Origin of the sequence: Mesorhizobium sp. M1348 (genome assembly GCF_040317925.1) — a bacterium.
Lineage (GTDB): Bacteria > Pseudomonadota > Alphaproteobacteria > Rhizobiales > Rhizobiaceae > Mesorhizobium.
Map to the genome: position 1 here is coordinate 1 of NZ_JAMYLH010000012.1, position 22,875 is coordinate 22,875.

Genomic DNA, 22,875 nt, shown 5'->3' on the forward strand with positions numbered 1-22,875 from the left:
AAACAACAAAAAAAAAAAAAATATTTTTTTTGTTTTTTTTTTCTCTTTTTTTTTTTTTTTTTTTTTTGGGGGGGGGGGGGGGGGGGGGGGCTTTTATACTCTCCCCCCCCCCCCCCGCTTTTCGCGAAGCCGGTAGCTGTCACCGCGGATGGTGATCACTGTCGAATGATGAAGCAGGCGATCAAGGATCGCGGTCGCGACCACGGGATCGCCAAACACGCTGCCCCATTCGCCCACCGAGCGGTTGGAGGTGATCAGGATCGATCCCCGCTCATAACGCCGCGACACCAGCTGGAAGAACAGATGCGCGGCGTTGGCTTCGAACGGGAGATAGCCGAGCTCGTCGATGATCAACAGTTTCGGCCGCGACAGGGTCGTCAGCTGCTTTTCGAGTGAACCGTCGTCATGGGCCTTGGCCAGCATCGCCACCAGCGTGGCCGCCGTGACGAACTGGACGCTATGGTTCTGCCGGATCGCCTCGCGCCCGAGAGCCACCGCCAGATGTGTCTTGCCCGTACCCGGAGGTCCAAGGAACAGGACCGTGTCGCCATGGGCAATCCAGCGGCAGGTCGCCAGCTCCCGGACTTGGCGCGGATCCAGCGACGGCTGCGCGTCGAAGTCGAAGCCATCGAGTTCGCGCACAAACGGGAACTGCGCGATCTTGCCTGCCATGGAGATGCGCCGCTCGTCGCGCCGCGCGATCTCGCGCGTCACCAGGAAGGCCAAAGCCTCGCGCAAGGTCATTTGCGAACGCGCCGCTTCGTCCAGCAGCGTATCGAGCTGATCCCGGATCGCGGTCAGCTTCAGCCGGTCGAGCTGAGCCACCAGCATCTCGTGATCGACCGTCGTCATCACCAGCTGCCTCCCACCAGTGCCTCATATTCGGCCAGCGGCCGCAACAGAGCGGAAGGCGCAACGATCTCCGCCGGCGCCGATCGCACCGGCGCAGCAGCGCCGACCACGCCGGCAAGATGCGCCCGCTCGACAATCCGTTGGCGACGCCCGCGGCACAAGGCATGATCCGCCACCACCTCGCCCGCATGACGCACGATAACGCGGCCGCCCAGCACCACGACTTGGACGCTCTCCCCGATCAGCCGCCAGGGAACCGAGTAACTGTTCGTGTCCAGGTCGATTGCGCAGTCCGCCTGGACCTTGCGCACGAGATCGCGCAGCTGCCCAAACGGTGCCCGTCCGCCCAGAGGGCGAAGCGCCATGGCTTCTTCGGCAAAGCGCTCCGCAGGAGCCACGCCGGTCGTGCCATGCACACGCTGATCAGCAATCTCGCGTGTCCACCGGTCCAGATGCGCCTCGAACGCCGCCCAGTTCTCGAACCGGCGGCCGGCAATCGCATTGCGCTTGACATAGCCGACCCCGCGTTCGTCCTTCCCCTTCGTACGCGCCCGGTAGGGCGCACAAGCCCGCGGCGTAAATCCCCAGTAGCGGGCAAAGGTGTGCAGCCTCACATTGAACCGCACCTCCCGCGTCGTCGCATCGTGATGTTCGACCAGCGCCTTCGGATTGTCGAACAGTACTTCCGTTGGAACCCCGCCGAAGCGAAGGAAGGCTCCTTCCATCCCCTCGAACCAGTCCGCCTGGCGCTCCCGAAGCGAGGGACGGATATGCAGCCGACGCGAGTAACCCAGCGTTGCTACAAACAGGTGCACCCGAACACGCTCGCCGCCGACCCACGCCCGCGTGTCGCCAAAGTCGATCTGCATCTGATGTCCCGGCGCCGTCTCAAACCGAACCGTCGCGCGCTTCTGCGCCCTCAACTCCCGACGCCAACCCTGCACCCGAAGCTCCACCGACCGAAGCCCTATAACGATCCCATGTTCGCTCTCCAGTTCCTGGCGCACCACATCGGCGTTGCCGCCATGGCGGAAGAAGCGCTCCCGCAGCCAATCGTCCAGCCCGTCAAACGCGGTCCGCCGCACAGGCTTGCGAAACGGAAAAGTCCCACCCTCGCGCAGATACCGACGCACCGTGTTGCGCGCGCATCCGAATTCCTTCGCAAGTCGCTTCGCTCCCCAGCCAAGCTCATGCAGCCGCAGCATCGCTGCCACTTCTTCAGGCTGAAGCATCTCCTCCCCCCGCATCGTTCTCGACAATGCAGGAATCGCCGAAATCTCAACCGTCATCCATGCCTCCTCTCATAACCGAGGGGTCAGTTCTTCATTTCGTCAGGGGGTCAGTTTCTCAATTCGGCCGACAGCTGGTGCTGGATTTCCAACGGGTGACCTTGAGAGACAAATGCTTCGGCTCGCCGGAAACGCGACCAGCATCTGACCACCCGCTATGCGGCAGATGGACAAGAACTCAGGCCGCCATCGCCAGCCACATCCGCAATGCCGCCGGATCGATGGAAGCTGCTTACCCCGCCAGCCTCTCCGGTCATGCCGCCTGCGTCGTTAATACCTTGAACAGCAGCCTGGCGGTTAAACCGCCTTGCGTGTTCGGTATGGCGGCACAGCGGTTTGGAGATCGGAGCCGACTGGCAGCGAACGCCACGCCCCACGGTAGCGATGCCTCGCAGCCAGGTTGGATGACCAAGCAGCGGCATGTGCGGCAGGCTTGCACCCGCTTCAGATGCGAGACGGGTCAAGACAATCATCCTGCACAACGCCACGCGGCGGTGAGCCGGTTTCGAAAAGGGCCGGCCCCGGCCGTTCATACAAGTGGAGTTGGGGGCGCGGGGCCGGATCAAGCCTATCGCGTTGGACCCGCCGGGACCGCGCGTACATCATCCCGGCAACGCCAGGCGCTCGCCTGGCGTCATGCGGGCTTCGGCTTGGCGCGCCGAATGTCTGGACCGGCATCGCGGAGCAATGGCGCACCAGTCTACGACATGGTGCGTAGTCGCCATGCTGCCCCTGGCCAGATCGTAGATGACCTCGGCTTGTTCGCCATGGCGAGCCGAAGCACGTTGACGGCCGTGCCGGGTGATGCGCCGTCCCAGACTATCATCCCAAAATCGGCGCGCGCCATCTCCCGGTCTTTGGCGGCGTAGATCCAGTATCCTCTAGCGCCTTCAGGAGACGGGACCCGGTAGGCAGCCCAGTCGCCCAGATCATTGCGGGGTTCCTTGGCCGCATGGAAGACCCCGACATGTTTGTAGCCGTAGCCCGCGAGCAGGCCCTGCGCCTCGGCATCGGCTCCAGACGCGTCGCCAATCAGCACGCCGTGCACGGCAACAACGATTGGGCGGATCCGAGCGATGGCAGGTTCCGGCAGCTCAAATATCTCGCGTGAACCCCCTATGAATATCATCGACATCATGACTTTCCCTTCTCTCCAGGGCTCCCTCGCTCTGACCGCCGTCTCCCTCTGGCCCTGCGTGAGGGGTCACCCGAACGCCGAGACGGCGAAGCCGGCTCGGGGAGCGGCGGGACGCCGCAACTAAAGCCCGGTCGGCGGCAGGCCGGCGCGCAGACCTGCCGCTTCCGGAGGCGCTACGCGCGCGGAGCTAGTGGCCTTTGTCGGCCAGCCAGAGGCTCACGTCCTGGATCGAGCGCATGAGCACCGACGGATTGTCCCGCGCGGGAATGAAGCCCCAGCTCTGCCAGTAGCGCTCTGCCTCGGCGTCGATCGCCCGCACCACCACCGCGCGGCCGCCGACGATGTCGGCGCCGGCGACGCAGCGATACAGCGCGTCCTTGACCAAGCCGCTACCGACGCCTTGTCCGGCATAGCGGTGGTCGACGGCGAGTTGTCCGATCAGCAGGCAGGGGATCGGATCGGGCGGGCGTCCGGTGCGGATGGCGCGCGGTGCGCTATTTGGCTGGATCACGCCCGGCGCGAGGCCGTAATACCCGACGACTGTTCCCTCGTCGTGAACGACCAGGACGCGGGTAAACCCGCGGGCCTGGTTCGTTCGCGCGAAGCCGGCCAGCCAAGCATTGAGCGCCGGCTTGCCGCAATCGAAGCTGTCGAGGCGATGTGCGTGGTCGAGGAGTTCGATGCCTGAAAGCGCCACCTAGCTGTCCCAGGGCGGGGACCGACGCAGCCGCTCGGCCGCCTTCGTCGGGGGCGCAGCGGCCGGGGCTGAGATCGCCTGCATGAAGGCGTCATAGGCTTCCGGGGACACGCGGATGACGGTTTCGTTGAGGATGGCCGCCTGCGCCTCGTGCAGCGCGGCGCGCCGCATGAACTCCGTGCGCGACAGGCCGAGCAGCTCCGCGCCGCGGTCGATGATAGTGAGATCATCGTCGCGAAACCGCATCGAGACGGGTGCTTCCTTCCTGGTGGGTGTGGTGGCCATGGCGCGCTCCTGTGCTGCGAACGTATATACGTTAGTGTAACGCGGAACGCAATACTACGTTCCCTGGCGACGTTTCGTGGCGGATGGTCTCAGGATTTCTCGCCGGATCGGTTCTTCTCGGCTTCTCGCCCCAGTCGCCATTGCCGCAATCCAGAGCAAGGTGGCTTTGGTCAGCTCCGGCGGATCAATTACGGCTTAAGGAAGTGCATTTGTTTTTGGCGGCCGGATGAGCGGGTCCAGAAGCGAAGTCGCTGCCATGACTGTCGCCGGACGAGCCCCGGCTATCCCGAACCTGATGAACATCTGACGCGATGGCGACTTTCGGGCCGTCACGCCACAAAGGAGGAACGGCTATGAAGGCTGGGCGGCGGCACTTTCATTCTCAGGCGCCGCTCTATGCCACCTGTCGGCCAATGTGACATCGCCACTGCGGTCCTTCGAACAAGTCGATTCGATTCTGAATTTCGGCCTTTAGATGATTGTAGCGATTGAATCAGCGACAAGGGCTGGGCAATCGCGGTTGTGGTGACCGCGAGCCACTAAGCTTGTGCCGTACCCTTACAATGATTCATCAAGGCGTTTACCTCGGCAATCACGAGATCCGGCGTGATGTCGAACTTGCATCGGACTTTGACCGGACAATGCCGCACTTGGTCCAGACCACATCCGCGACATTCAATAACACTCATAAGCATGCTGACCAAGGGACCTCGAAACCCCCAAATCTCCGGTAGATGTGACGCCGTGAAAATGCCGATAGTAGGGCGGCCAAGCTGGGCAGCGACATGGCCGGTGCCTGAATTGTTCGAAACGACGAGCGCGGCCGAATTCACGAGACAATTGAATTCCAATTCTGACAAGTCGACAGCCGTCCGAATGTTCGCGGCTCCACGTTCCCTAGCTATCTTCGCAACCTCCTCAAGCGCTTCCAGGCATTCGCCACGGCCAACGAGGACCACCTCACCACGGGTCGAAAGAGCAGCGACAACTTTGCCAAAACTTTCAATCGGCCAATCTCGCAGGCTGGAATTGGAGAACGGAGCCACGACAATCGGGGCATTGCCTGTAGTCGAATTCTGTGGGTGACCCGCTCCGCTTTCGAAATAGGCAGCTGCCTTTGCGACCAGAAAGAGGAGGATTTCTGACACATGCTGGAGACGCACCTGCTTACGGTCAATGAACCAATCAAGCCATCTACGGGGGATTTTGTTAGCAAGCCCTATTTTTTGGACCAGCTTGTAGAAAATGGTTCTGCGCAGTTTCAGATTGAATGGCGCTATCGCAATATCGATCTGATGCATGCTGTACGGATCAACTATCGCCGCACGGTGCCTGGCGGGGACTTCAAGCAAGATGGGCCTTGTTTCTTCCGGAACACGCATATCAATGGCAAGATCAAACTCGCCGGTCAGCAGCGGCCTTATGTCGGCGGCTGCTTTGCGCGTTTTGACTTTTGGGTTGCGAGGAAAAAAGTCAAAAGCAATGTGATCGTCGGCGAGGTCGAACTGTTTTGCAGTAGCGATGTTCCAGCTTCCCACCACCAGCGTAATGTGGGCATGCGCAAAACGCTGACGAAGGTCCTTTAGGGGCCCTAGAGACATCCAAAAGTCGCCGACATGATCAAGCTTGAGGACCAAAATTCTCATCCTTGCGCTTGACTGTTCCGGCTCTTCCCAGCTGCGGTATATAATTTGATTGCGGTCGTGCTTTGTAAAATATGCCATTGCCATTCCGAAGATTATACGGTCAACACTGATAGCCCAGTGACGCGTGTGTAGGGTTGGAGTGCTCCCCACTTGTCCGCGTCTCCGCAAGAATTCTGCCATCAGATCCAAGCCGCGCTCCAGCAGGAGCTGTCGGGCGAAGTCTGCATCTCTAGCGGTGGTAGCGCGCCAAGAAGCCAGCTATGTCCCGACCCGCAATGTGAAGGGCTTCGTCACGGTCTTGCATGCAGTGAGTTCGAGAAACGCCGAGTAGACGGCGTTCGCCAAGCCGCCGTCCCCAGATCTCGAGCATAACGGCAGTGGCCTCGCTCTTTGGTCGATGCTGATCCTGAATGAGACCGTCGCCGCCGGCGACGACATCGCCGGCCGGATTGACCGTCTCCGGCACGCCCTGTCGCTGTGGTCCCGCATCATGGTGGTTACAAAGGACCCGCCGCAGGCGCTTTTTTCTGCGCGTCCGGGTCGTCCAACATGAAGTGGACGAATCAACCCTGTGATGAAGTCGACCGCCGGCCCGCGGTGCGCTGGCCGGCGGCGTCGATGAACACCTTTATTCGCCGAGCTTGGATAGCGGCATCCCTATCACGCTGAGAGCCTGTTATGCTGGTCCAGCGTTTGATCGCAGTCTTGATCCATGCGAGCAGCTTGTGAGGGATGCAACCGAACGAGGCGCTGCTCCCACAGTCGTCGCAGGCCCTCCATCACAGCGTCACGCTTAGCCTGATCCGGCGCAATTGTATTGAGGAGATCTCCCAACATGGCTTCGCCCTCAATCCGCATCAGCAGATTAAACAAGTCGTGTGAAATTCGTACACTGTCACTGCTGAAGTGGGTCGTGCTGATCTCGCAGTGAGTCTCCCGACGATCTGGCGCTTTGTAAGCGCGGGTTTGATGGAGGGACACATAGGGCGGCAACGAAACCGCAAGCGCAGTCCAATCCTGCAGCGTTGCAGCCCGCTTTTTTACCAGGAAGGGCCCGACCACAAGTCCATCCAGCTCTGTCGTCAGAAAGGTGGCAATCGCGTCTGCAACCGAATCCACGATCGGTTCGGCATTGTTGTTAAAGGACGTATTGAGCAGAATTGGAGTGCCTGTGCGCTTCTTGAACGCATTGATGACCTCCCAGTACGCGGGATTGGCGTTGCGCGATACTGTTTGCAGGCGAGCGGTACCGTCGACGTGCGTGATGGCACCGAGCAAGGCGCGCTTTGAGTCACGCACGCGAACGACGAAATTCATGAATGGAAATTCGTGCCTACCGTCCGGGAGGTCGAAAAATTCGCTCGCATCCTCCTCCAGCACAGATGGCGCGAAGGGCCGATAGCCTTCGCGCTTCTTGACCATCGCATTGATCCGGTCCTTGTTTGCGGCGGGCCGAGGGTCGGCAAGAATGCTGCGGTTGCCCAGCGCACGTGGCCCAAACTCCGAACGCCCCTGCACCCAGCCGATCACGGCGCCGTTGGCGATCCAGTCGGCTGCACTGCTTGCCACGTCATCAGAGCGTTCAACCTCGAGATGTCCGGCCCATGCATTCAGTTCCTGTTGCACGGCGCGCTCGCTCCCGAGATCAGGACCCCAATAGACCTCCTGCAGTCGCTCACACGGCGCGGGGCGGCCCATCTCGTTAGAGACTATCAGCGCAGCTCCCAATGCGCAGCCAGCGTCGTGAGACGCGGGTTGCACGAAAATGTCTTCGAAAAGCCCTGAATACAGCAGCTTACCGTTCATCGTGCAGTTGTGGGCCACCCCCCCCGCCAGGCACAACCGCTTCATGCCGGTGGCCTCACGGTGATGCCGGAGAATGTGGAACACGATCCGCTCAAGCGCTTCCTGCAGTGACGCACTCACATCTCGATGCTGCTGGGTGAAGGGCATTCCCTTTCGCCTGACCTCGATATTGCGGAGCAACGCCGGACCGATGCGGTCGAGGTGAACACGGTAGCCACCGCCGTTGGCGGAGAGCTCGTAGAACTGCTCGAAGAGCTCGCGATAGGGAGCGGGGTCGCCGTAGGGCGCGAGTCCCATTACCTTATACTCGTCGAACAAGCCGTAGCCGAGATAGCGGATCGTCTCGAGATAAAACAGCCCAAGAGAATTGTTCTCGGGGAAAGCCTCGAGTTGCGTAATTTCTGTGCCAGACCCTACCGCCAAGAGGCCCGATAGGAAATCACCAGAGCCATCAATCGCTAGAATGAGACTTTGTTCGAAGCCCGACATTGCAAAGGCGCTCACGGCGTGCGCCTGATGATGACTTACGAATGAAATACGCGAACTGTCCAACTTAGTGCCGAACTCACGCGTTAACAGATCCTGCACCAACGTTTTAGCATCCAACGGAATGGAGAGAATGTCCGGGTGGGATGCGGACATTCCTTCAAGCATGGCGTTGGCATAGGGCTCGCTGGCGTAGAGCGCGACACGATCAATGTCGTTGAGCTGAACCCCCGCCGCTGACAGACAGTATTGAATCGAACGAATTGGGAGCTTGTTGGAGTGTTTCATCCGATTGAGGCGTTCCTCTTCGACGGCTGCTATCACCCGTCCGTCTCGGACGAGCACCGCGGCGCCATCGTGCATAAAGGCGTTCCGAAGCTCGAATCGGTTTTCATGGACTTGGTCAAGTCCGCCGCTAATTCCTAGACACAGCATTTCTTTCTCCACATAGTGACGGGCAAGCCAAATTGGCCTGCCTCAGACCGTTTCCAACTAAATAGGCCGCGTTGTCGCTTGCAGCTGCAACCGCCTGTCAGGCATCACCGGCATCAAAGAACGCCTCATAAGGGTCCGCCTGAATCAACATGAGATGCTTCGATCGTGGCGCCTGCCGTTCCATGACGCCGAGAGCTTGGCTGGATCATCGAATCTTGAGCGGCTGCTGACTTGCATGCCGGCGATGCCGTTTTCATCTGCAGCACGAACTTGTGACGCGGGCTGCCTATATCCTTGCGAAGGGGCGGCTGTTGACGAATAATGCCGCGCCGTGAACTGGCCCGATTTCATTCCCCGAAAGACCGTCGCACAGGCGAGTGACATGTGCTGCACTGTCCGCCTGCTTCCCGGTCGCACATCCGATAACGCCTTCGCTTGTGCAGGAGGCCGCATCGCGTCATTCGTCGGCCAAACATGGCACCGACTGGAAGCCCGGCAATACCGCGTAGATGTAAAGTGCGCTGATGTTGTATGGTAGCGCTGCCGGCCGGGTCTCCAATCCGCTGCCCAAACGAGCGGACTGCCTGCGGCAAAAAGCCCGCCACAAGCAGGCAGCTGGCTCGCCTGCAAGACTTCGCAGCTCAGGAACATTGGGGACGACTAGCGTCGAACCGCCGACATGATCGGCCAGTTGCAACTCACTTCTCGGCACGACCTCCACTGCACGTCAGGGCGCATGGAAGATTTTCTCCTTTGGATGGGTGATCGGTGCGGACGTGCTTTTGTCCATGCAAGATTTCCGAAGAGTTATGAAATCGTTTGTTTCGATCAAAGTCATCCACACTATGAATAGCTGCCGGACATGCGCTTCAAAGGGGCTTCAGGCTTCCCGGATGGCTACTCCGATTCGAAGCGCGTGGCATTCCATGCGCTCTATGACAACATTTTTCAGCAAAGGGTATGAGAGCAAACCCACACTTCTTTTTCAGAAGTCGCTTCGAAGCAGCCCAGGCCTTGATGGGCTTCTTCACCAAGTTCGGCGATGGTGCCGCAGACATTCTTCCTCTTTCCGGGCTGAACAAGCGCAGAGTTCGCGCCTTGGCAGTGTATCTGGGCGCTCCGTCTGATCTTGTTGAAAAGATCCCGACCGCCGACCTGGAGAACCTCGTCCCGGTCTCACATACGATGAGATTGAGGACTTCCTCGAAGGCCAAGAGATCAACGAAGCGGCGCACAGGCGTATACTTCATGCGCATTCCAGCACAGCCCATAAGCGAGCGCTTCCCGTCACAACGATTGCCATGACGGGTTCGATATTTAGGCATCGGCAATAGCGTCTCAACATACACGATCGATGGGCTTGCCGCAGTTAGGCAGCTAGCGGCCTGAATTACCGCTGGAGCGAAGCGCTGCTCTTTCAGCCCGCATGCGGTCATGAGGTTGACAGTGTCGGCACGTATCGCCGAGGCCGGCACGCGAACTCATTCTTCCTGAATGCCTGCTCTATCGATCTTCCGCAGCGTACCCACTTGACCGGTCGCTTCGACATTCCAGGCACCTGGATTGTAGCCGATCCTTGCCGCTCTCCTTCGGCCGGTCGCAATGCTAGACGTGCGGCCGTTACGCGATGCAGAGCTTGTTGTCAGATGCGTGATGCGAAACGTGAGATGCAGCTCAAGTTTCGGCGATGGCAGGCGCGCCGCATTGTTGATATGATCCGCGCAGAAAAGGCGCGCAAATGACATCGGATTCAGAGAAGGCTGAGGCCGTCGAGCAGTTGCTTGATACACCTGACCTTGCAACCGCACTGGAAAGTGAACAGTTTAAGAAATTCCTTGACCAGGTGCCGATTGCCATTGCCGTTTCGGACCTTGCCGCTGAAGAGCGCGTGGTCTACGCCAATCCGGAATTCGAGAAACTGTCAGGCCTGACGGCCGCCAGGCTCACCCGAGAAAACTGGGCGGCCCTTTTAGGCACAGGCCTCCATCAGCAACAGGACAGGCCGCTAGCCGAGGCCGTGGTCGAGGGAACCGATCTGGTCGGCACCTTCAGGCTGGAACGCGGCGAGGACAAACCCGCGATTGTCGACGTTTATTCGAACGAGATAGAGGACGACAACGGCAAGGTTTGCTTCCGACTGGTGGCACTGGTCGACGTATCGGCTCACGGCGAGGCGGGAGATCAGCGCTCGGCCGAGGAGCGGGTCAGCGAGAAAGACACACTGCTTCGCGAACTGCAGCACAGGGTGAAGAACAACCTGCAGATGATCACCGCACTGATCCGGCTGGAAAGCCGCAACGCTACCGAGGCCGACCGGAGACGGTTTGAGCGGCTCGCCGGTCGCGTCGACGCTCTAGCGATCCTCTACCAGACGTTAACGGCCGACGAGCCGAAGGAGGAGGTCGACCTTGGTGTGTATCTCAGCCAGATAGCGTCCGCGGTCATGAGCTCGCATGCGGTCGAGGGGATCCGGCTGGATATGAAGGTGGATACATATCCGGTGTCAATAAACGTCGCCATGCCGGCGGGACTGGTCGTAAACGAATTGCTGACCAATTCGCTTAAGCATGCGTTCCGGGGCCGCGACGGCGGCACGATAACGCTGCACAGCATCGTCGATGGCGACGGCTGCAGGGTTATTGTGGCGGACGACGGAATCGGCCTGCCGGAAGGCGAGGTGTGGCCCAAACCAGGCAAGCTCGGAGCGCTGATCGCGCGATCGCTGACCGAGAACGCCAAGGCGCAGCTAGCCGTCGAGTCCAGCGCCAACAAAGGGACGAAGGTGACCATCGTTTTCAAGCGGTCGGCGGCAGCAAGCTGAACGGTTGCTGTCGACTAGCAGGCTGGCGGCTGGCTTCATGTCGCGGCTTTGAGCAGGTGGCTGCAAATAGGCCCGGACGCGCTTCGCGGCCAGCTTCACATGGTCGAGGTCTTCCATTATGCTCCAGGCTTGCTGCTTCTGACTTCGGCGGCCAGTCCATCCCCACCTAGCGGAAGGCACTCCCGCCTGATTACGTTGCGGCTTGAGTCTTGACGGCGGGGGCACCTGACGCCTTCGCGCTCATCACGCGCGGGCCGGCAATTCAGCAGCGAGTCATCGCTTGGCCAATCTTGCCGCGGACGAAGGTCTAACCTACAAATAAAATTGGTCCGACTGTTCGTGGCCGGAGGTAACCGCGAATTTCGCTATCGGGACAGGAGAGCAGTGCTGTAGGCAAACCGGGATGCGTGCATTCGTTCGACTGGTTCTACGATTATCCTGACGCCTGGGGTGACCAGTTGCACCAGTATTTCCTACTACGCGCAATCTTTGCAGGGTCATGTGCAGATCATCGCGGCCCGCCAAGACATCGGAAAACTGATCGACGATCCTTCAACCCCTGAGATATTGCGCGCCCGAATGGCATCGGCGGCCGCCATATAATAGTTTGCGGCAAAGACGGCCGCGATCGAACGGCTGAGGACGCGCTCGCCAACAGATTGCGCGACAGACGATGGGGTGGATACCGCGGATACGACGCCTGGTTCGATGCTCCGATCAACAACGCGAAGCTCGCCGCGACTTCCGTCTACAGCGATTCGGTTCAAAGGCTTGGCGCGTTCGACAAAGCTCGCCGCGCCGAAGCGCGATGCATAGAAGCCGGGATAGTCGCCCGAACACAAGTCGAACAAGCGGAGTGGTCGACCGTTTCGTCCTCCCCGGGACGAGCCGGTTGCTCTGGCCTGGGGCGACCTGATGGGTCTTGCGGAGCACCGTCTCCAGCATGGCGATCAGGTCTTCGGGAAGTATGGCGTCATTCTGCACAGACGGTTTTGCGTGGCTGTTACGGATGCCGGCGGGCACGGTGGCGATATGGCGGTCCTTTCGATCGAGCGGCTCGCCACGCTGCGTATAATTCCACGCCAGGGAGGAGAGACGGCGCTCGATCGTCGCCACAGAGTTTGGTTTCTTGTCTCCTGTAACCTTTCTGGATGCACAGGCCGTAATGTAGAGGCCGACGGTCTGCGGATCAAGCGGCAACACCTCGAGGTGCTGCCGGCGCGCCCAGGCGCAAAAAATCCGCTCTCGACCGAGCGGCGTCAGACCGGTATTCTTATGGATGTTCATCCGGTCCCCCTGGAGTCACTGAAGCTTCGACAATCTCAGCTTTCCCGGTTCGGACCGGATGGACAACCTACTGAAAGCTCACAACTAGCTACCAATGCGATCAGCTTTCGGGCTATCGGGCGCATCCAGGGAGGATGGGTATGTTCTTGGCTAACGGGCTCAAGCTGCGGGACCGCGGGTGCACGCTGGCACTGATGTTGGCGATCATATGTGTATGTGCGCCTGCACTGGCGGCAAACGCGTCGGATCAGGCGTGCCGGTCCATCGCCAAGCTCAAAATTCCAAGCGTGATCTTTACCGAGGCTAGCCTTCAAAAGCCGCAGGAGATCCCCGCAGATCCCTTCACTGCATTCACCGGCGCCTCGCCTCAGGCGGTAAAAGTGGGCGGGCACTGCCTTGTCCGAGGTGTTATCGGGAAACGCCAGGGGGTCGATGGTCAATCATATGGCACCCGGTTTGAGGTGCGTCTTCCGACGACCTGGAACGACATGTTCCTTTTCCAGGGCGGCGGCGCAGTTGATGGCTTCCTGGCGCCGGCCGTCGGGACCATTCCTTGCCGGAACTCGACCGCGGCTCCCGGGCTCTTGCGCGGCTACGCTGTTGTAAGCATGGATGGCGGGCACCCAAGCCCCGATCCGGCTTTCGGGGTCGATCAAGCCGCACGCATTGATTTTGCGTACGCCTCCATTGGCAAAGTCACTTCGGTCTCGAAGCAGGTGATTGCCAAGTTCTATGGGGCGGCTCCGAAAAAGTCGGTGTTCATGGGATGCTCGAATGGCGGTCGTGAGGCGTTGATAGCGGCTCAGCGATATCCGCTCGAGTTCGACGGCATTGTTGCAGGTAGCCCGGGTTTTCGTCTCAGTGCCGCCAACATTGCCGAAGCCTGGGATACTCGCCAGTACATGAGCATCGCTCCCAAGGACGAGGCCGGCCATCCCATTCTATCCCGCGCCTTCTCCCAGCAGGATCTGAAGATCGTCGCCAAGGCGGTTCTCGCTGCTTGTGATGCCCGCGATGGCATTGAGGATGGCGTCATCAACGCCTGGCAGCAGTGCCGGTTCGACCCAAAGGTCCTGTCCTGCCAAGGCGATAAGACGGACAGCTGCCTCACGGCTGGTCAAGTGCAGGCCATGAGCCGCGCGTTCGCGGGTCCGGAAAGCTCCGATGGCGAAAAGCTTTACAGCGATTGGCCATATGATACGGGCGTTGCGGGCGCGGACTGGAGAATGTGGAAGCTGGGCAATTCCCCCACTTCCCAGTCGGATGCAAATAACATCGTTCTGGGAGCCCGCTCGCTTCAATACTACTTCATGACGCCCCCGGCGCCGAATTTTGACCCCCTGAAGTTCGACTTCGACAAGGATCCGGCACGCGTTGCGGATACGGCCAAGCTCAATGATGCGACCGGCACGTATCTCGCCAGCTTCGCTGCCCACGGTGGAAAGCTGCTCTTGTTTCAGGGACTTTCCGATCCAGTCTTCTCAGCCAACGATCTGGTGCGCTGGTACAAGCAAGTCGTCGAGGTCACAAGCGGCGGCGATTTGGAAGCGACTCGCCGTTTCGTGCGCATGTTCATAATTCCGGGGATGACCCACTGCGGCGATGGCCAAGCCTTCGACGACTTTGATCCTTTGGCCGCCATCGAGGGCTGGATAAACCAAGACAAGGCTCCGGATTCTCTCGCGGCTGGCAGCAAGGCATTCCCCGGCAAGCACCAGCCGATCTGCGCTTATCCCACTCAAGCTGCCTATGGCGGTAAGGGAAATCCCGATGAGATCGCGAGCTATTCGTGTCGGGGATAAGAGACCTCGTCATTTGTTCGCTTCAATCTGCGCGCATTCCCGGAACAGGTCTCCCGGACCAAGGATCGGTTGGAAAAGCTAAACCCGGAATTTGTGGGCCGTGCCATAACGCAGTTGATGATCATGCCTGACTACGAAGCGTCGGCCGCCGATAGTCTGGACACAGCGCTCGCTGTGCTCGATGAGGTAATTGTTATCGCCTGAGATCTGACCGCCTCATCCCAGCGGACAAAACGGGGGCATCAGAGCCCGGACGCCTTGGTGAGATTTACGCGGAAACGATCGCGCCGGCGCTGATAATTTCGCGTCATCTCCGCGGAGGCATGGCCGAGCTGTTTTTGCACATAGCGTTCGTCGACCTCGGCCGACGAGGCGAGGCCGGCGCGCAGTGAGTGGCCGGCGAATTTCTTGGCCCGTTCGCCCTCCGACAGATCGCCGCGCACGCCGGCGGCGAGCGCCGTGCGCTTGACTAGGCGTGCGACCTCCTGGTCGTTCAAGCGATCGGCACCGACGGCTCTGCCTTGACCAGCAACGCGCCGAAACAGCGGTCCGTGCGCAATGCGCGCCAGTCTTAGCCAGGTCTGCAGAGCGACCACAGGGCAGGTGGCGTCGGAGGAGCCGCGGCCGATTTCGACCTCGCGCCAGCCGGTTTTGCCGCGCAATGTGACAAGCAGACCCTTATCGGCAAAAATCTCGACCCAGCCGCGCCCGTCCTCGGTCTGATCCCTGCCGACGTCGAGGCCGACGATTTCGGATCGGCGAAGGCCGCCGGCGAAACCCAAAAGCAGCATGGCGCGGTCGCGCAGACCACGCAGCGTGCCGCGGTCGAGGGTCTCGAACATGCGATCAGATCCTCGGGCAGGATCGCTTCCTTCTGCCTGGGAGGGGAGGCGTGGGTGTTGCGAACGCCAGCCACGACCGTTGCGATGTGGCGGTCCTTGCGGTCCAGCGGCTGACCGCGCTGGGCAAAATTCCAGGAGAGCGACGAAAGCCGGCGCTCGATGGTTGAAACGGTGTTGGGCCTTTTGTCGCCAGTGGCCGTACCTGACGCGCAGGCGGCGATGTAGAGCCCGACGACCTGAGGATCGGGCGGGAACATCTCGATGCCTTGGCGCCGGCACCAACTCGAAAAATGCTTCCAGTCGGCTGCGTAGGCGCGACGCGTGTTGGCCGAACTCGCCGCCTCGATATAATCGCGCGCGCGGCCGGCGAGCGCCTCAAGCTGCGCAGGCAGGCTGGGATTGGCAATGGCTGGAAGGGGAGGGGGACGAGGCTAGGTCGGCATCGCCCATCTGCATGACGATATCGACGATGTCGGGCAAAGCCGCGGCGCTTTGTGTGTGAAGCTTGTCCGAAATTCGTAGCATATTTCGGACATCTTGACCGTCACTTCGTCCGAAATCGGACCACAGATTTCGGACAAAGCCCCGGCATCAACCCGCCAATATCTCGATCTGCCGTCGCCGCTGCAAACGTCGCCTGTGAGAGGCGAGCCGCCTCTAAACTGGTCGTATATCCCGATTAATAATAAGAATGTAGTCAACTTCCATATTTTAGAGGGCACGCATGCTGCCACTCAACCGGCCTGATCACCACACAAAGTGAGGAAGAACCTGGTTAGGTGCAAAGCGACAATTGCCTCGACAGCGGGTCCCGGAAGGTTTATGCTGCCCAATCTTACCGCAATCCGAAATGGCGATTGAGTACCTTCACGAGTGAAGGGATTCCCGCGGTCTTAGAGATGAGTTGTCGAATGGCGCGAAGTCGCACAGAATCGCGAAGTCGCACAGAATCGTGTGTTTGATACCGATCAGGATCGCGAGCTATTTCAGGCGCAGAGAGGTCTTGCGCCCGATGCACGAGTTGCTCCCGGTCCAACGGAAGTGAATGGGGTGGAACTGCTTTGTCGACCAAATTGTTGACGGAACGTCCGGCGCCCATTGTTGCTACATGTCTGGATTCTTGGGGCGTTTTGGATGATGCAATCCACCATCTCACTCCAAAGGGCAGTGGAATCTGGAACAATGTCGCTTTTGTACGCAGGACATCCTTCGCGCCCGATTGGCATATTGTCTTTAACTCTGCTTCTATTTTTGGGCTCCCTGTTGATATCGAGGCGAGTCCAAACAGGACAATTTTTGCAATCGGCGAACCGCCGACGAAAGCTCATCGCGCATTTCATGAAGGGCAGGGGAAAAATACCATCGTCCTGACGTCTGACGCAGAGCTGGCTGCTCGGCAGAATGCAGAGCGCCGATTCGTTTTGTCTCCACCTATCACTCGGTCTTGGTCTGTAACAAAGACATATGACCAACTTCTGGTCAGCGAAGTCGTGGACAAGCCGCTTCGGCTCTCATGGATTACCAGTAACATCGCCCTGCTTAAAGGGCATCGATATCGGCTGGCGTTTCTGGAACGGCTGAGAGAGGAGCTCGATTTTGACCTGTTCGGCCGAGGTTTTCGGCTGATTGGAGATAAATGGGACGCACTCGCACCGTACCGTTACAGTATAGCTTTCGAGAATACTCGTGCTGATTACTATTTTACAGAGAAGCTTATGGACTGCTTCGTTGCTGAAACAATGCCGATCTATTACGGCAGCCCGGCAATCACGAGGTTCTTCCCTTCCGACTCAATGGTTCTGATTGACCCAGAGGACAAGAACGTAATCCAAAAAATTCAAGAAATCATCGACTCGGACCTCTGGAAGGAGCGTCGCGGCGCAATACAAGAGGCGAAGCGGTTGGTTCTTGAGAAATACAATACGTTTGCTTATCTCGCGGGCTTCATCGAAAGCGTTCACGATAAACCCTTACCGCCGGAAGTTATACACATCGGTTCGCCTGCGGTCGATTTTGGGACAGACGAATGAAGTACTCCAACGCTCGCTTCGCGTGCCCGGCGGTTGGTGGTCTGGCGAGATCGGTACGGAGCGCTCGGCGGAGAATGCCTACCTGCGCAGACGGGCCGGCACGGGCGCACGAGGTCATGCGCCCCCGGCTGCCGCTGATCAGACGAACTGGGGAAGGCCAGGAACGGAATTGAGGACCTCGTCCACGAGTTCGTCGCCGGCATGTTCCTTGGCGAAGGCGATCGTCTCGTTGGCGATGGCGGCGATCTTTAGAATGCTGAGACCCTCACTCATCAATTGCTGGCCGAGCCCCATGAGGCCGCCTCCGCCCTCTGGGTCGTTGCCATGATACTTCGCCACTAATTCCGAAGCTCCGGGAATGGCCGCGATCATGCGCGCAACGGGACCGTCGGCCGCGTGGCGTTGCAGGAAACCCAGCATTAACCCAACGGCCTTCTCTGCGAGAGCCGGGCCGATGCCGGCACCAGTGGCGATGCGCGATAAGAATTCTTCCATGGCAGGGTTCGTCTCTCTTTAATGAGGTTTACACGGGGCCGGTCCGGCGCCCAAAGCGCCCTTGGCCGAACCAGAATTGCACTCCACAAAAATAGGCCGGCGGAAGTGCTATTGCAACTGCGCGTAAAACCGCCTCTGTCAACGCAAGCTGCGTCGGACGTGCGTATTTCGCAAAAACGGGACAGTCGTTCCGCTAAATCGCGGACAGCAGTTTCACTAATTCGCGGACAGCAGGATGGGGTCGGCGCTCGGTTGCCTGGTTGAAGTCATTTGTGATTGATTTCGCCGTTTTCGGCGCCGGTCAAGGGCGACGGTGTTTTTTGCTTTCTCATGCTGTCGCCTTCGAGGGTGATGCGATGGGCGTTGTGGATGATCCGGTCGAGAATGGCGTCGGCTATTGTCGGCTCCGCGAATGCTTCATGATGCACCTTTCCTTGATCGCCTGGTCCGTTGCAGTCGGCGTTGAAGTTGATCGATCTGGTCGCTGGAAAGGTTTCCGCTTGGCCGCGGGCGTCACCATTTCTTTCCCACAAGATCCTTCAACGCGGCATTGTCGAGCATGGCGTCGGCCAGAAGCCGCTTCAGCCGCGTGTTCTCGTCCTCCAGAGCCTTCAGTCGCCGAGCCTCGCAGACATCCATCCCGCCGAAGCGGGCCTTCCAGTTGTAAATCGAGGCGTCGCTGACCCCGTGCTTGCGGCACAGATCGGCAACCGATACCTCGGCCTCATGTTCCTTCAAAATTCCGATGATCTGCTCTTCAGAGAAGCGGCTACGTTTCATGTCCTGGTCCTCTCGATGGGCCAGAACGAACTTCAAACCGGATTAGATAAGAGGGGCAAGGTCAAGGTCGATGACTCAACTGTTGTGTGGGGAGAGCTCTTACTTCTCATTCGCTCCAAATGCGGACGCGGCGCACGAGCTCGGAAGTTGAGATCCCGTAGCGATCGTGAAGCGTCGGCAGCGCGCCAGCGTCGAGGAACTCGTCGGGCAGGGCGATCTGGCGAAAGACTGGGGTCACTCTCTCGCGCATCAGCAGCGCGGCAACGCCTTCGCCAAGGCCACCAATGATGGTGTGGTTCTCCGCCGCCACCCGAACGGCGCGCGGCAGCGAGTATCGCCTCCGTATCCAGAGGTTTGATCGTCGGAACGTGCAGAACGGCGCAGCCGATCCTGTCGGCTTCAAGCGCCTTCGCGGCCTCCAGCGCGCGCATGGTCATCAGGCCGCTGGAAATGAACAATACGTCCGCGCCCTCGCGCAGCATTCGCGCCTTGCCGATTTCAAATGTATAGTCGTCTTCGTCGAGCACGACAGGAACCTTACCGCGCGAAAGCCGCATGTAGACCGGCCCGTTGTAGTCCGCGATCGCCTCCGTGGCCTGTTCGATGTCGAGCGCGTCGCAAGGGTCGATGATCGTCAGGTTCGGCATCCCGCGGAAGATCGCGATGTCCTCCGTCGCCTGGTGGCTGGGGCCGTAGCCGGTCGTCAGCCCCGGTAAGGCGCAGACGATCTTCACATTGAGTTTCTCCTCGGCGATCGCCATGCAGATGAAATCGTAGGCACGTCGCGATGCGAAGACGGCGTAGGTGGTGGCGAAGGGCGTAAAACCCTCCCGCGCCAAGCCGGCGGCGGCGCTCATCAGCACCTGCTCCGCCATGCCCATCTGATAGAAGCGGTCCGGATGCTCCTGTGCGAAGACATGGAGATCGGTGTATTTCGCGAGGTCCGCCGTCAGGCCAACTATCCCGGGCCGCTGGTGCGCCAGTCTGGCCAGTGTGTGCCCGAACGGCGCATTGCGTGTCGGTACGCCATCGGGCGCGATCGACGCGATCATCGCCGATGTGGTCTTGCGCTCACCGGCATTGGCGGCGTGGCGCGGCGCGAACTTTGACAACCTCAACGCGGACGTCCCTTTTCCAAAGCTTCGAGCGCTAACGTCCATTCGTGCGGTTCGACGCGGATGAAATGCGTGATGTCGCGGGTTTCCAGGAATGGCACACCCTTGGCCATGCGCGTATCGCAAACGATCACACGCGGACGAGGTTCCTTCAGGCCGCGCGCCATGTCGAAGGCCTTGCGGACCGCCTCGATGTCGTTGCCGTCGACGCGCTGCGCATGCCAGCCGAACGCCTCGAACTTGTCGGTCACCGGTTCGGAGGAGAGCATGGCCGTCGACGGACCATCGGCCTGCTGATTGTTGAAGTCGACAATGGCAATGAGATTGTCGAGCTTGTGGTGGGCGGCCGACATCGCGGCTTCCCAGGTCGAGCCCTCACCGAGCTCGCCGTCGGACAAAAGATTGTAGGCGAAACTGTCGCTTCGCTTGCGCGTCAGCCCCATGCACATGCCAACGGCAATGCCAAGGCCGTGACCGAGCGAGCCGCCGGTGATCTCCATGCCGGGCGTGTATGGCGCCATGCCGGACATCGGCATACGGCTTTCATCGCTGCCATAGGTTTCGAGCTCTTCCTCCGGCAGCACGCCCGCTTCGATCAGAGCCGCGTAGAGCGCGATCGCATAGTGTCCGATCGACAGCAGGAAGCGGTCGCGTCCCTCCCACAACGTGTCCTCCGGCCGGTAACGAAGCGCATGGAAATAGGCGACGGCAAGCACGTCGGCGACACCCAGCGCCTGTCCGACATAACCTTGGCCCTGGACTTGACCCATCCGCACGGCGTGTCGGCGGATACGATAGGCTCGTTCGGCCAGGCTGACATTGCTGCCAGCGCGAGGCATCTCAAGCTCCGTTGTCCACTCAGCCATGGATTAGCATCCCACCGTTGACATCGATCACGGCGCCGGTGATGTAGCTGGCCAGATCGGAAGCCAGGAAGAGATAGGCGCCGGCTACGTCGCGCGCCTCGCCCAGCCGGCTGAGCGGGATTCCCTTGATGATGTCGGCGCGCATGGCGTTGGTCAGTTTGCCGCCGGTGATGTCGGTCTGGATCAGGCCCGGTGTGATGCAGTTGACGCGGATGCCTTCGGGACCGAATTCGCGCGCCATGGCCTTGGCAAGCCCCAGAACACCCGCCTTGGCAGCCGAATAGTGCGGGCCACCGAAGATGCCGCCGCCGCGCTGGGCCGAAACTGACGACATGCAGATGATCGAGCCGCCGCCATTTTCGCGCATGTTCGGGATGAATGCCTGGCTGAGATGGAGCACGCCGCGTAGGTTGACATCGAGGATGCGGTCCCAGTCAGCCGCGCTGATCTCCAGCGTCTTGACCGGCTGCGTGACGCCCGCATTATTGCAGAGCACATCGATCCTGCCCAAGGTTTCTGTCACTTGCGCCGCCGCCCTCTTGCAGGCGTCGAGGTCCGCGACGTTGCACGCAAGGCCGAAATGGTCGGGTCCAAGCGACGCAGCGGCGTCACGCGCTTGCCCGTCATCGAGGTCGAGTATTGCAACGCGAGCCCCGTGCTGTACCATCAGCGCTGCCGTGGAGCGGCCAATTCCCCGGGGGCCCGCGGCCCCCGAAATCACCACGGCCTTGCCCTTCAGCAACAAGTCGAACTCTCCTGCTATTTCTGTTTGCCGGCGATCTAAAGTCGGTAGAACCGGGCGGCGTTGTCATGGAACAGCGCGAGCCGCTCCTCGTGCGGGTGGGCGATCGTAATTTCCTTGAAGGCGTTCAAAATGGCGTCGAAGCTCGAGAACAGCTTGTCGACGGGGAAGTTCGTCGCGAACATCGAGCGGCCGACGCCGAAGGCTGCGATCGCCTCCTCGACATAAGGACGGATCGAGAACGTGGTCCAAGTCCAGTCGCCCATGCCGAGGCCCGAGATCCAGGCGACGTTCGGCGCTTGCGCTAACTGGTGCATGCCTTTTTTCCAGGCGCCAAAATGCTCGGCGCCGTCGACCTGCATGCCGGTGTGATTGAGAATGATCTGCACGTCGGGAAAGTCGCGCGCCAGTTCGAGGAACTCGCTCATCTGCGGATAGTAGAGCTGCGGGTCGAAGCTCAGCCCGCGCTTCGCCAGCTCCCGGAAGCCGCGCCGCCATTCGGGCGTACGACTGACCTCCGGCCGCGCCAGATAGGTCTTGGCGGGGTCGGGATGATAATTCATCGGTCTGCCGCATGCCGCGGAAGTCGGATATTCCATGTGGCGGTCGAGGAGGTCGCCGACGTCGGGTTGGGACAGGTCGGCATAGCCGACGATGCCATGCGGAAAGCCTCGCTTGTTGGCGATCTCCTGCAGCCAGCGCGTTTCCCCAACCGGATCGCCGGGATCGAGAAGCAGCACTTCGGCTCCGGTGGAAAGGGCACGAGCGATCTGGACGATCTGGCCTTCGTGGAGGGACAATTTGCGTGCCGGCATTATCGATGATCGCTTCGCCGATCGCTGGGTCGATCAGCTGGAGCGGCTTCGACACCAGGCCGGTTGAAACGGCCACCGTCGATCGCAGCGCCTGCACCGCTGGTTGGCAGGAAAGCCCATTTTGGCGTCAAATAACGATGGAAGATTTCATCCGGGCCGACGTGGGCGATCTTCACCCGCGCGCCCCGTTCTCGAGATCACGAATAAAAGCCAGAACTGCCTCGACCTGACCGTCGGCGACGAGCTCGGCTGCGGTGCGATGGCCATAGTCGGCGATCGGCTCGTTGCGATACCAGTAGATTGCCTTGTCGACATCGCCGGTGAGTTCCGTCGCGGCCGAGATCACCTTCACCATCTCGCGCATCCGGCCCTGCAGGCGCTCCGATGACGGGTTACGGAGCGTGTTGCGGTGGACACCGGTCAACTGGGCGAGGTTGGCCACCTTTACGCCAAGCGCCTGTGACAGGCGCTTCGGCGAGATATAAGGCGTGCGCGGCTCCTGAAGGCTATCGACAAAGCCTGAAACCACCGTGGAATGTGCGAGCTGTGCGTGGGCCATGACAAATCTCCGACCTCTCATACGCACAATATATGCACATTTCGAGGCATAGCAAGTGGACAGAGGCCCGACGCCTTCCACCACACT

17 protein-coding genes and 7 pseudogenes are annotated in these 22,875 nt (G+C 60.1%); 7 read left to right on the top strand and 17 right to left on the bottom strand.

Annotated elements, in window-relative coordinates; genetic code table 11:
- Nucleotides 1-93 precede the first annotated feature (93 nt).
- The 6 genes from istB to NKH13_RS20035 form a co-directional block, all read right to left on the bottom strand.
- Nucleotides 94-852: an IS21-like element helper ATPase IstB gene (gene istB, locus NKH13_RS20010; RefSeq protein ID WP_352913986.1), complete on the bottom strand. Its 759-nt coding sequence runs from the start codon at nt 850-852 to the stop codon at nt 94-96.
- On the bottom strand, nt 852-2,141 hold the full coding sequence (gene istA, locus NKH13_RS20015) for an IS21 family transposase (RefSeq protein WP_352643549.1): 1,290 nt from the start codon (nt 2,139-2,141) through the stop codon (nt 852-854). Before istA ends, istB begins: the two co-directional genes overlap by 1 nt.
- A gap of 700 nt (nt 2,142-2,841) precedes the next feature.
- Complete coding sequence (locus tag NKH13_RS20020) at nt 2,842-3,279, bottom strand: hypothetical protein (RefSeq protein WP_352517875.1); 438 nt, start codon at nt 3,277-3,279, stop codon at nt 2,842-2,844.
- A gap of 187 nt (nt 3,280-3,466) precedes the next feature.
- Complete coding sequence (locus tag NKH13_RS20025; RefSeq protein ID WP_352453588.1) at nt 3,467-3,976, bottom strand: GNAT family N-acetyltransferase; 510 nt, start codon at nt 3,974-3,976, stop codon at nt 3,467-3,469.
- Nucleotides 3,977-4,261, bottom strand: a complete 285-nt coding sequence (locus NKH13_RS20030; protein WP_352468510.1) for a type II toxin-antitoxin system TacA family antitoxin — start codon at nt 4,259-4,261, stop codon at nt 3,977-3,979.
- A 539-nt stretch (nt 4,262-4,800) separates the two neighbouring features.
- Nucleotides 4,801-5,985: a glycosyltransferase family 9 protein gene (locus NKH13_RS20035; protein WP_352567080.1), complete on the bottom strand. Its 1,185-nt coding sequence runs from the start codon at nt 5,983-5,985 to the stop codon at nt 4,801-4,803.
- A 319-nt stretch (nt 5,986-6,304) separates the two neighbouring features.
- Here NKH13_RS20035 and NKH13_RS20040 point away from each other — a divergent pair, with 319 nt between their 5' ends.
- Nucleotides 6,305-6,460, top strand: a complete 156-nt coding sequence (locus NKH13_RS20040) for a hypothetical protein (RefSeq protein WP_352493109.1) — start codon at nt 6,305-6,307, stop codon at nt 6,458-6,460.
- Between the two features lie 107 nt (nt 6,461-6,567).
- Here the strand turns inward: NKH13_RS20040 and NKH13_RS20045 are convergent, their stop codons facing one another.
- Complete coding sequence (locus NKH13_RS20045; protein WP_352493622.1) at nt 6,568-8,634, bottom strand: carbamoyltransferase family protein; 2,067 nt, start codon at nt 8,632-8,634, stop codon at nt 6,568-6,570.
- A 1,002-nt stretch (nt 8,635-9,636) separates the two neighbouring features.
- On the opposite strand from NKH13_RS20045, the pseudogene nadE reads away from it, so the two are divergent.
- The 4 genes and pseudogenes from nadE to NKH13_RS20065 form a co-directional block, all read left to right on the top strand.
- Nucleotides 9,637-9,968: pseudogene (gene nadE, locus NKH13_RS20050) on the top strand (NAD(+) synthase); the annotation flags it as partial.
- A gap of 404 nt (nt 9,969-10,372) precedes the next feature.
- The gene (locus tag NKH13_RS20055) at nt 10,373-11,455 is read left to right on the top strand and encodes a sensor histidine kinase (RefSeq protein WP_352913989.1); all 1,083 of its coding nucleotides are present in this window, start codon (nt 10,373-10,375) and stop codon (nt 11,453-11,455) included.
- 450 nt (nt 11,456-11,905) lie between these two features.
- Complete coding sequence (locus NKH13_RS20060; RefSeq protein ID WP_352453905.1) at nt 11,906-12,058, top strand: aminopeptidase; 153 nt, start codon at nt 11,906-11,908, stop codon at nt 12,056-12,058.
- Nucleotides 12,059-12,114: 56 nt separating this feature from the next.
- Nucleotides 12,115-12,177: pseudogene (locus NKH13_RS20065) on the top strand (hypothetical protein); the annotation flags it as partial.
- 196 nt (nt 12,178-12,373) lie between these two features.
- Here the strand turns inward: NKH13_RS20065 and NKH13_RS20070 are convergent.
- A pseudogene (locus tag NKH13_RS20070) lies at nt 12,374-12,691 on the bottom strand (integrase); the annotation flags it as partial.
- Between the two features lie 191 nt (nt 12,692-12,882).
- Between NKH13_RS20070 and NKH13_RS20075 the strand changes: the two are divergent.
- Nucleotides 12,883-14,544 carry a tannase/feruloyl esterase family alpha/beta hydrolase gene (locus NKH13_RS20075; RefSeq protein WP_352913991.1) on the top strand — a complete coding sequence of 554 codons (1,662 nt, stop codon included), beginning with the start codon at nt 12,883-12,885 and terminating at the stop codon, nt 14,542-14,544.
- A gap of 242 nt (nt 14,545-14,786) precedes the next feature.
- Here the strand turns inward: NKH13_RS20075 and NKH13_RS20080 are convergent.
- Nucleotides 14,787-15,911 (bottom strand): annotated as a pseudogene (locus NKH13_RS20080) (site-specific integrase).
- Between the two features lie 536 nt (nt 15,912-16,447).
- Here NKH13_RS20080 and NKH13_RS20085 point away from each other — a divergent pair.
- Nucleotides 16,448-17,416, top strand: coding sequence for a glycosyltransferase family 10 domain-containing protein (locus tag NKH13_RS20085; protein WP_352453731.1), 969 nt, complete (start codon nt 16,448-16,450; stop codon nt 17,414-17,416).
- A 138-nt stretch (nt 17,417-17,554) separates the two neighbouring features.
- On the opposite strand, the gene NKH13_RS20090 is transcribed toward NKH13_RS20085, so the two are convergent.
- The 8 genes and pseudogenes from NKH13_RS20090 to NKH13_RS20125 form a co-directional block, all read right to left on the bottom strand.
- Nucleotides 17,555-17,911, bottom strand: a complete 357-nt coding sequence (locus NKH13_RS20090; RefSeq protein WP_352453730.1) for a hypothetical protein — start codon at nt 17,909-17,911, stop codon at nt 17,555-17,557.
- A gap of 266 nt (nt 17,912-18,177) precedes the next feature.
- Nucleotides 18,178-18,333 (bottom strand): annotated as a pseudogene (locus NKH13_RS20095) (ATP-binding protein); the annotation flags it as partial.
- 71 nt (nt 18,334-18,404) lie between these two features.
- A pseudogene (locus NKH13_RS20100) lies at nt 18,405-18,691 on the bottom strand (transposase); the annotation flags it as partial.
- A 106-nt stretch (nt 18,692-18,797) separates the two neighbouring features.
- Nucleotides 18,798-19,809, bottom strand: a pseudogene (locus NKH13_RS20105) (transketolase family protein).
- The gene (locus NKH13_RS20110) at nt 19,806-20,645 is read right to left on the bottom strand and encodes a transketolase (protein ID WP_352469358.1); all 840 of its coding nucleotides are present in this window, start codon (nt 20,643-20,645) and stop codon (nt 19,806-19,808) included. Before NKH13_RS20110 ends, NKH13_RS20105 begins: the two are co-directional and overlap by 4 nt.
- 19 nt (nt 20,646-20,664) lie before the next feature.
- Entirely contained in the window at nt 20,665-21,417 is a 753-nt protein-coding gene (locus tag NKH13_RS20115; RefSeq protein ID WP_352469357.1) for an SDR family NAD(P)-dependent oxidoreductase, read from the bottom strand.
- 35 nt (nt 21,418-21,452) lie between these two features.
- Nucleotides 21,453-22,229 (bottom strand): amidohydrolase family protein, encoded by a 777-nt coding sequence (locus NKH13_RS20120; protein ID WP_352618436.1) that lies wholly within the window; start codon nt 22,227-22,229, stop codon nt 21,453-21,455.
- Nucleotides 22,230-22,401: 172 nt separating this feature from the next.
- Entirely contained in the window at nt 22,402-22,788 is a 387-nt protein-coding gene (locus NKH13_RS20125) for a hypothetical protein (protein ID WP_127253491.1), read from the bottom strand.
- Nucleotides 22,789-22,875: the final 87 nt, after the last annotated feature.

What these genes read in the sequence shown, in the direction of transcription:
- NKH13_RS20040 (WP_352493109.1), top strand. Translation starts at nt 6,305, where the DNA reads ATGCTGATCCTGAATGAGACCGTCGCCGCCGGCGACGACATCGCCGGC.
- istA (WP_352643549.1), bottom strand. Translation starts at nt 2,141, where the DNA reads ATGACGGTTGAGATTTCGGCGATTCCTGCATTGTCGAGAACGATGCGG.
- NKH13_RS20110 (WP_352469358.1), bottom strand. Translation starts at nt 20,645, where the DNA reads ATGCCTCGCGCTGGCAGCAATGTCAGCCTGGCCGAACGAGCCTATCGT.
- NKH13_RS20045 (WP_352493622.1), bottom strand. Translation starts at nt 8,634, where the DNA reads ATGCTGTGTCTAGGAATTAGCGGCGGACTTGACCAAGTCCATGAAAAC.
- NKH13_RS20035 (WP_352567080.1), bottom strand. Translation starts at nt 5,985, where the DNA reads ATGGCATATTTTACAAAGCACGACCGCAATCAAATTATATACCGCAGC.
- NKH13_RS20020 (WP_352517875.1), bottom strand. Translation starts at nt 3,279, where the DNA reads ATGATGTCGATGATATTCATAGGGGGTTCACGCGAGATATTTGAGCTG.
- NKH13_RS20075 (WP_352913991.1), top strand. Translation starts at nt 12,883, where the DNA reads ATGTTCTTGGCTAACGGGCTCAAGCTGCGGGACCGCGGGTGCACGCTG.
- NKH13_RS20125 (WP_127253491.1), bottom strand. Translation starts at nt 22,788, where the DNA reads ATGGCCCACGCACAGCTCGCACATTCCACGGTGGTTTCAGGCTTTGTC.
- istB (WP_352913986.1), bottom strand. Translation starts at nt 852, where the DNA reads ATGACGACGGTCGATCACGAGATGCTGGTGGCTCAGCTCGACCGGCTG.
- NKH13_RS20055 (WP_352913989.1), top strand. Translation starts at nt 10,373, where the DNA reads ATGACATCGGATTCAGAGAAGGCTGAGGCCGTCGAGCAGTTGCTTGAT.
- NKH13_RS20030 (WP_352468510.1), bottom strand. Translation starts at nt 4,261, where the DNA reads ATGGCCACCACACCCACCAGGAAGGAAGCACCCGTCTCGATGCGGTTT.
- NKH13_RS20120 (WP_352618436.1), bottom strand. Translation starts at nt 22,229, where the DNA reads ATGCCGGCACGCAAATTGTCCCTCCACGAAGGCCAGATCGTCCAGATC.
- NKH13_RS20090 (WP_352453730.1), bottom strand. Translation starts at nt 17,911, where the DNA reads ATGGAAGAATTCTTATCGCGCATCGCCACTGGTGCCGGCATCGGCCCG.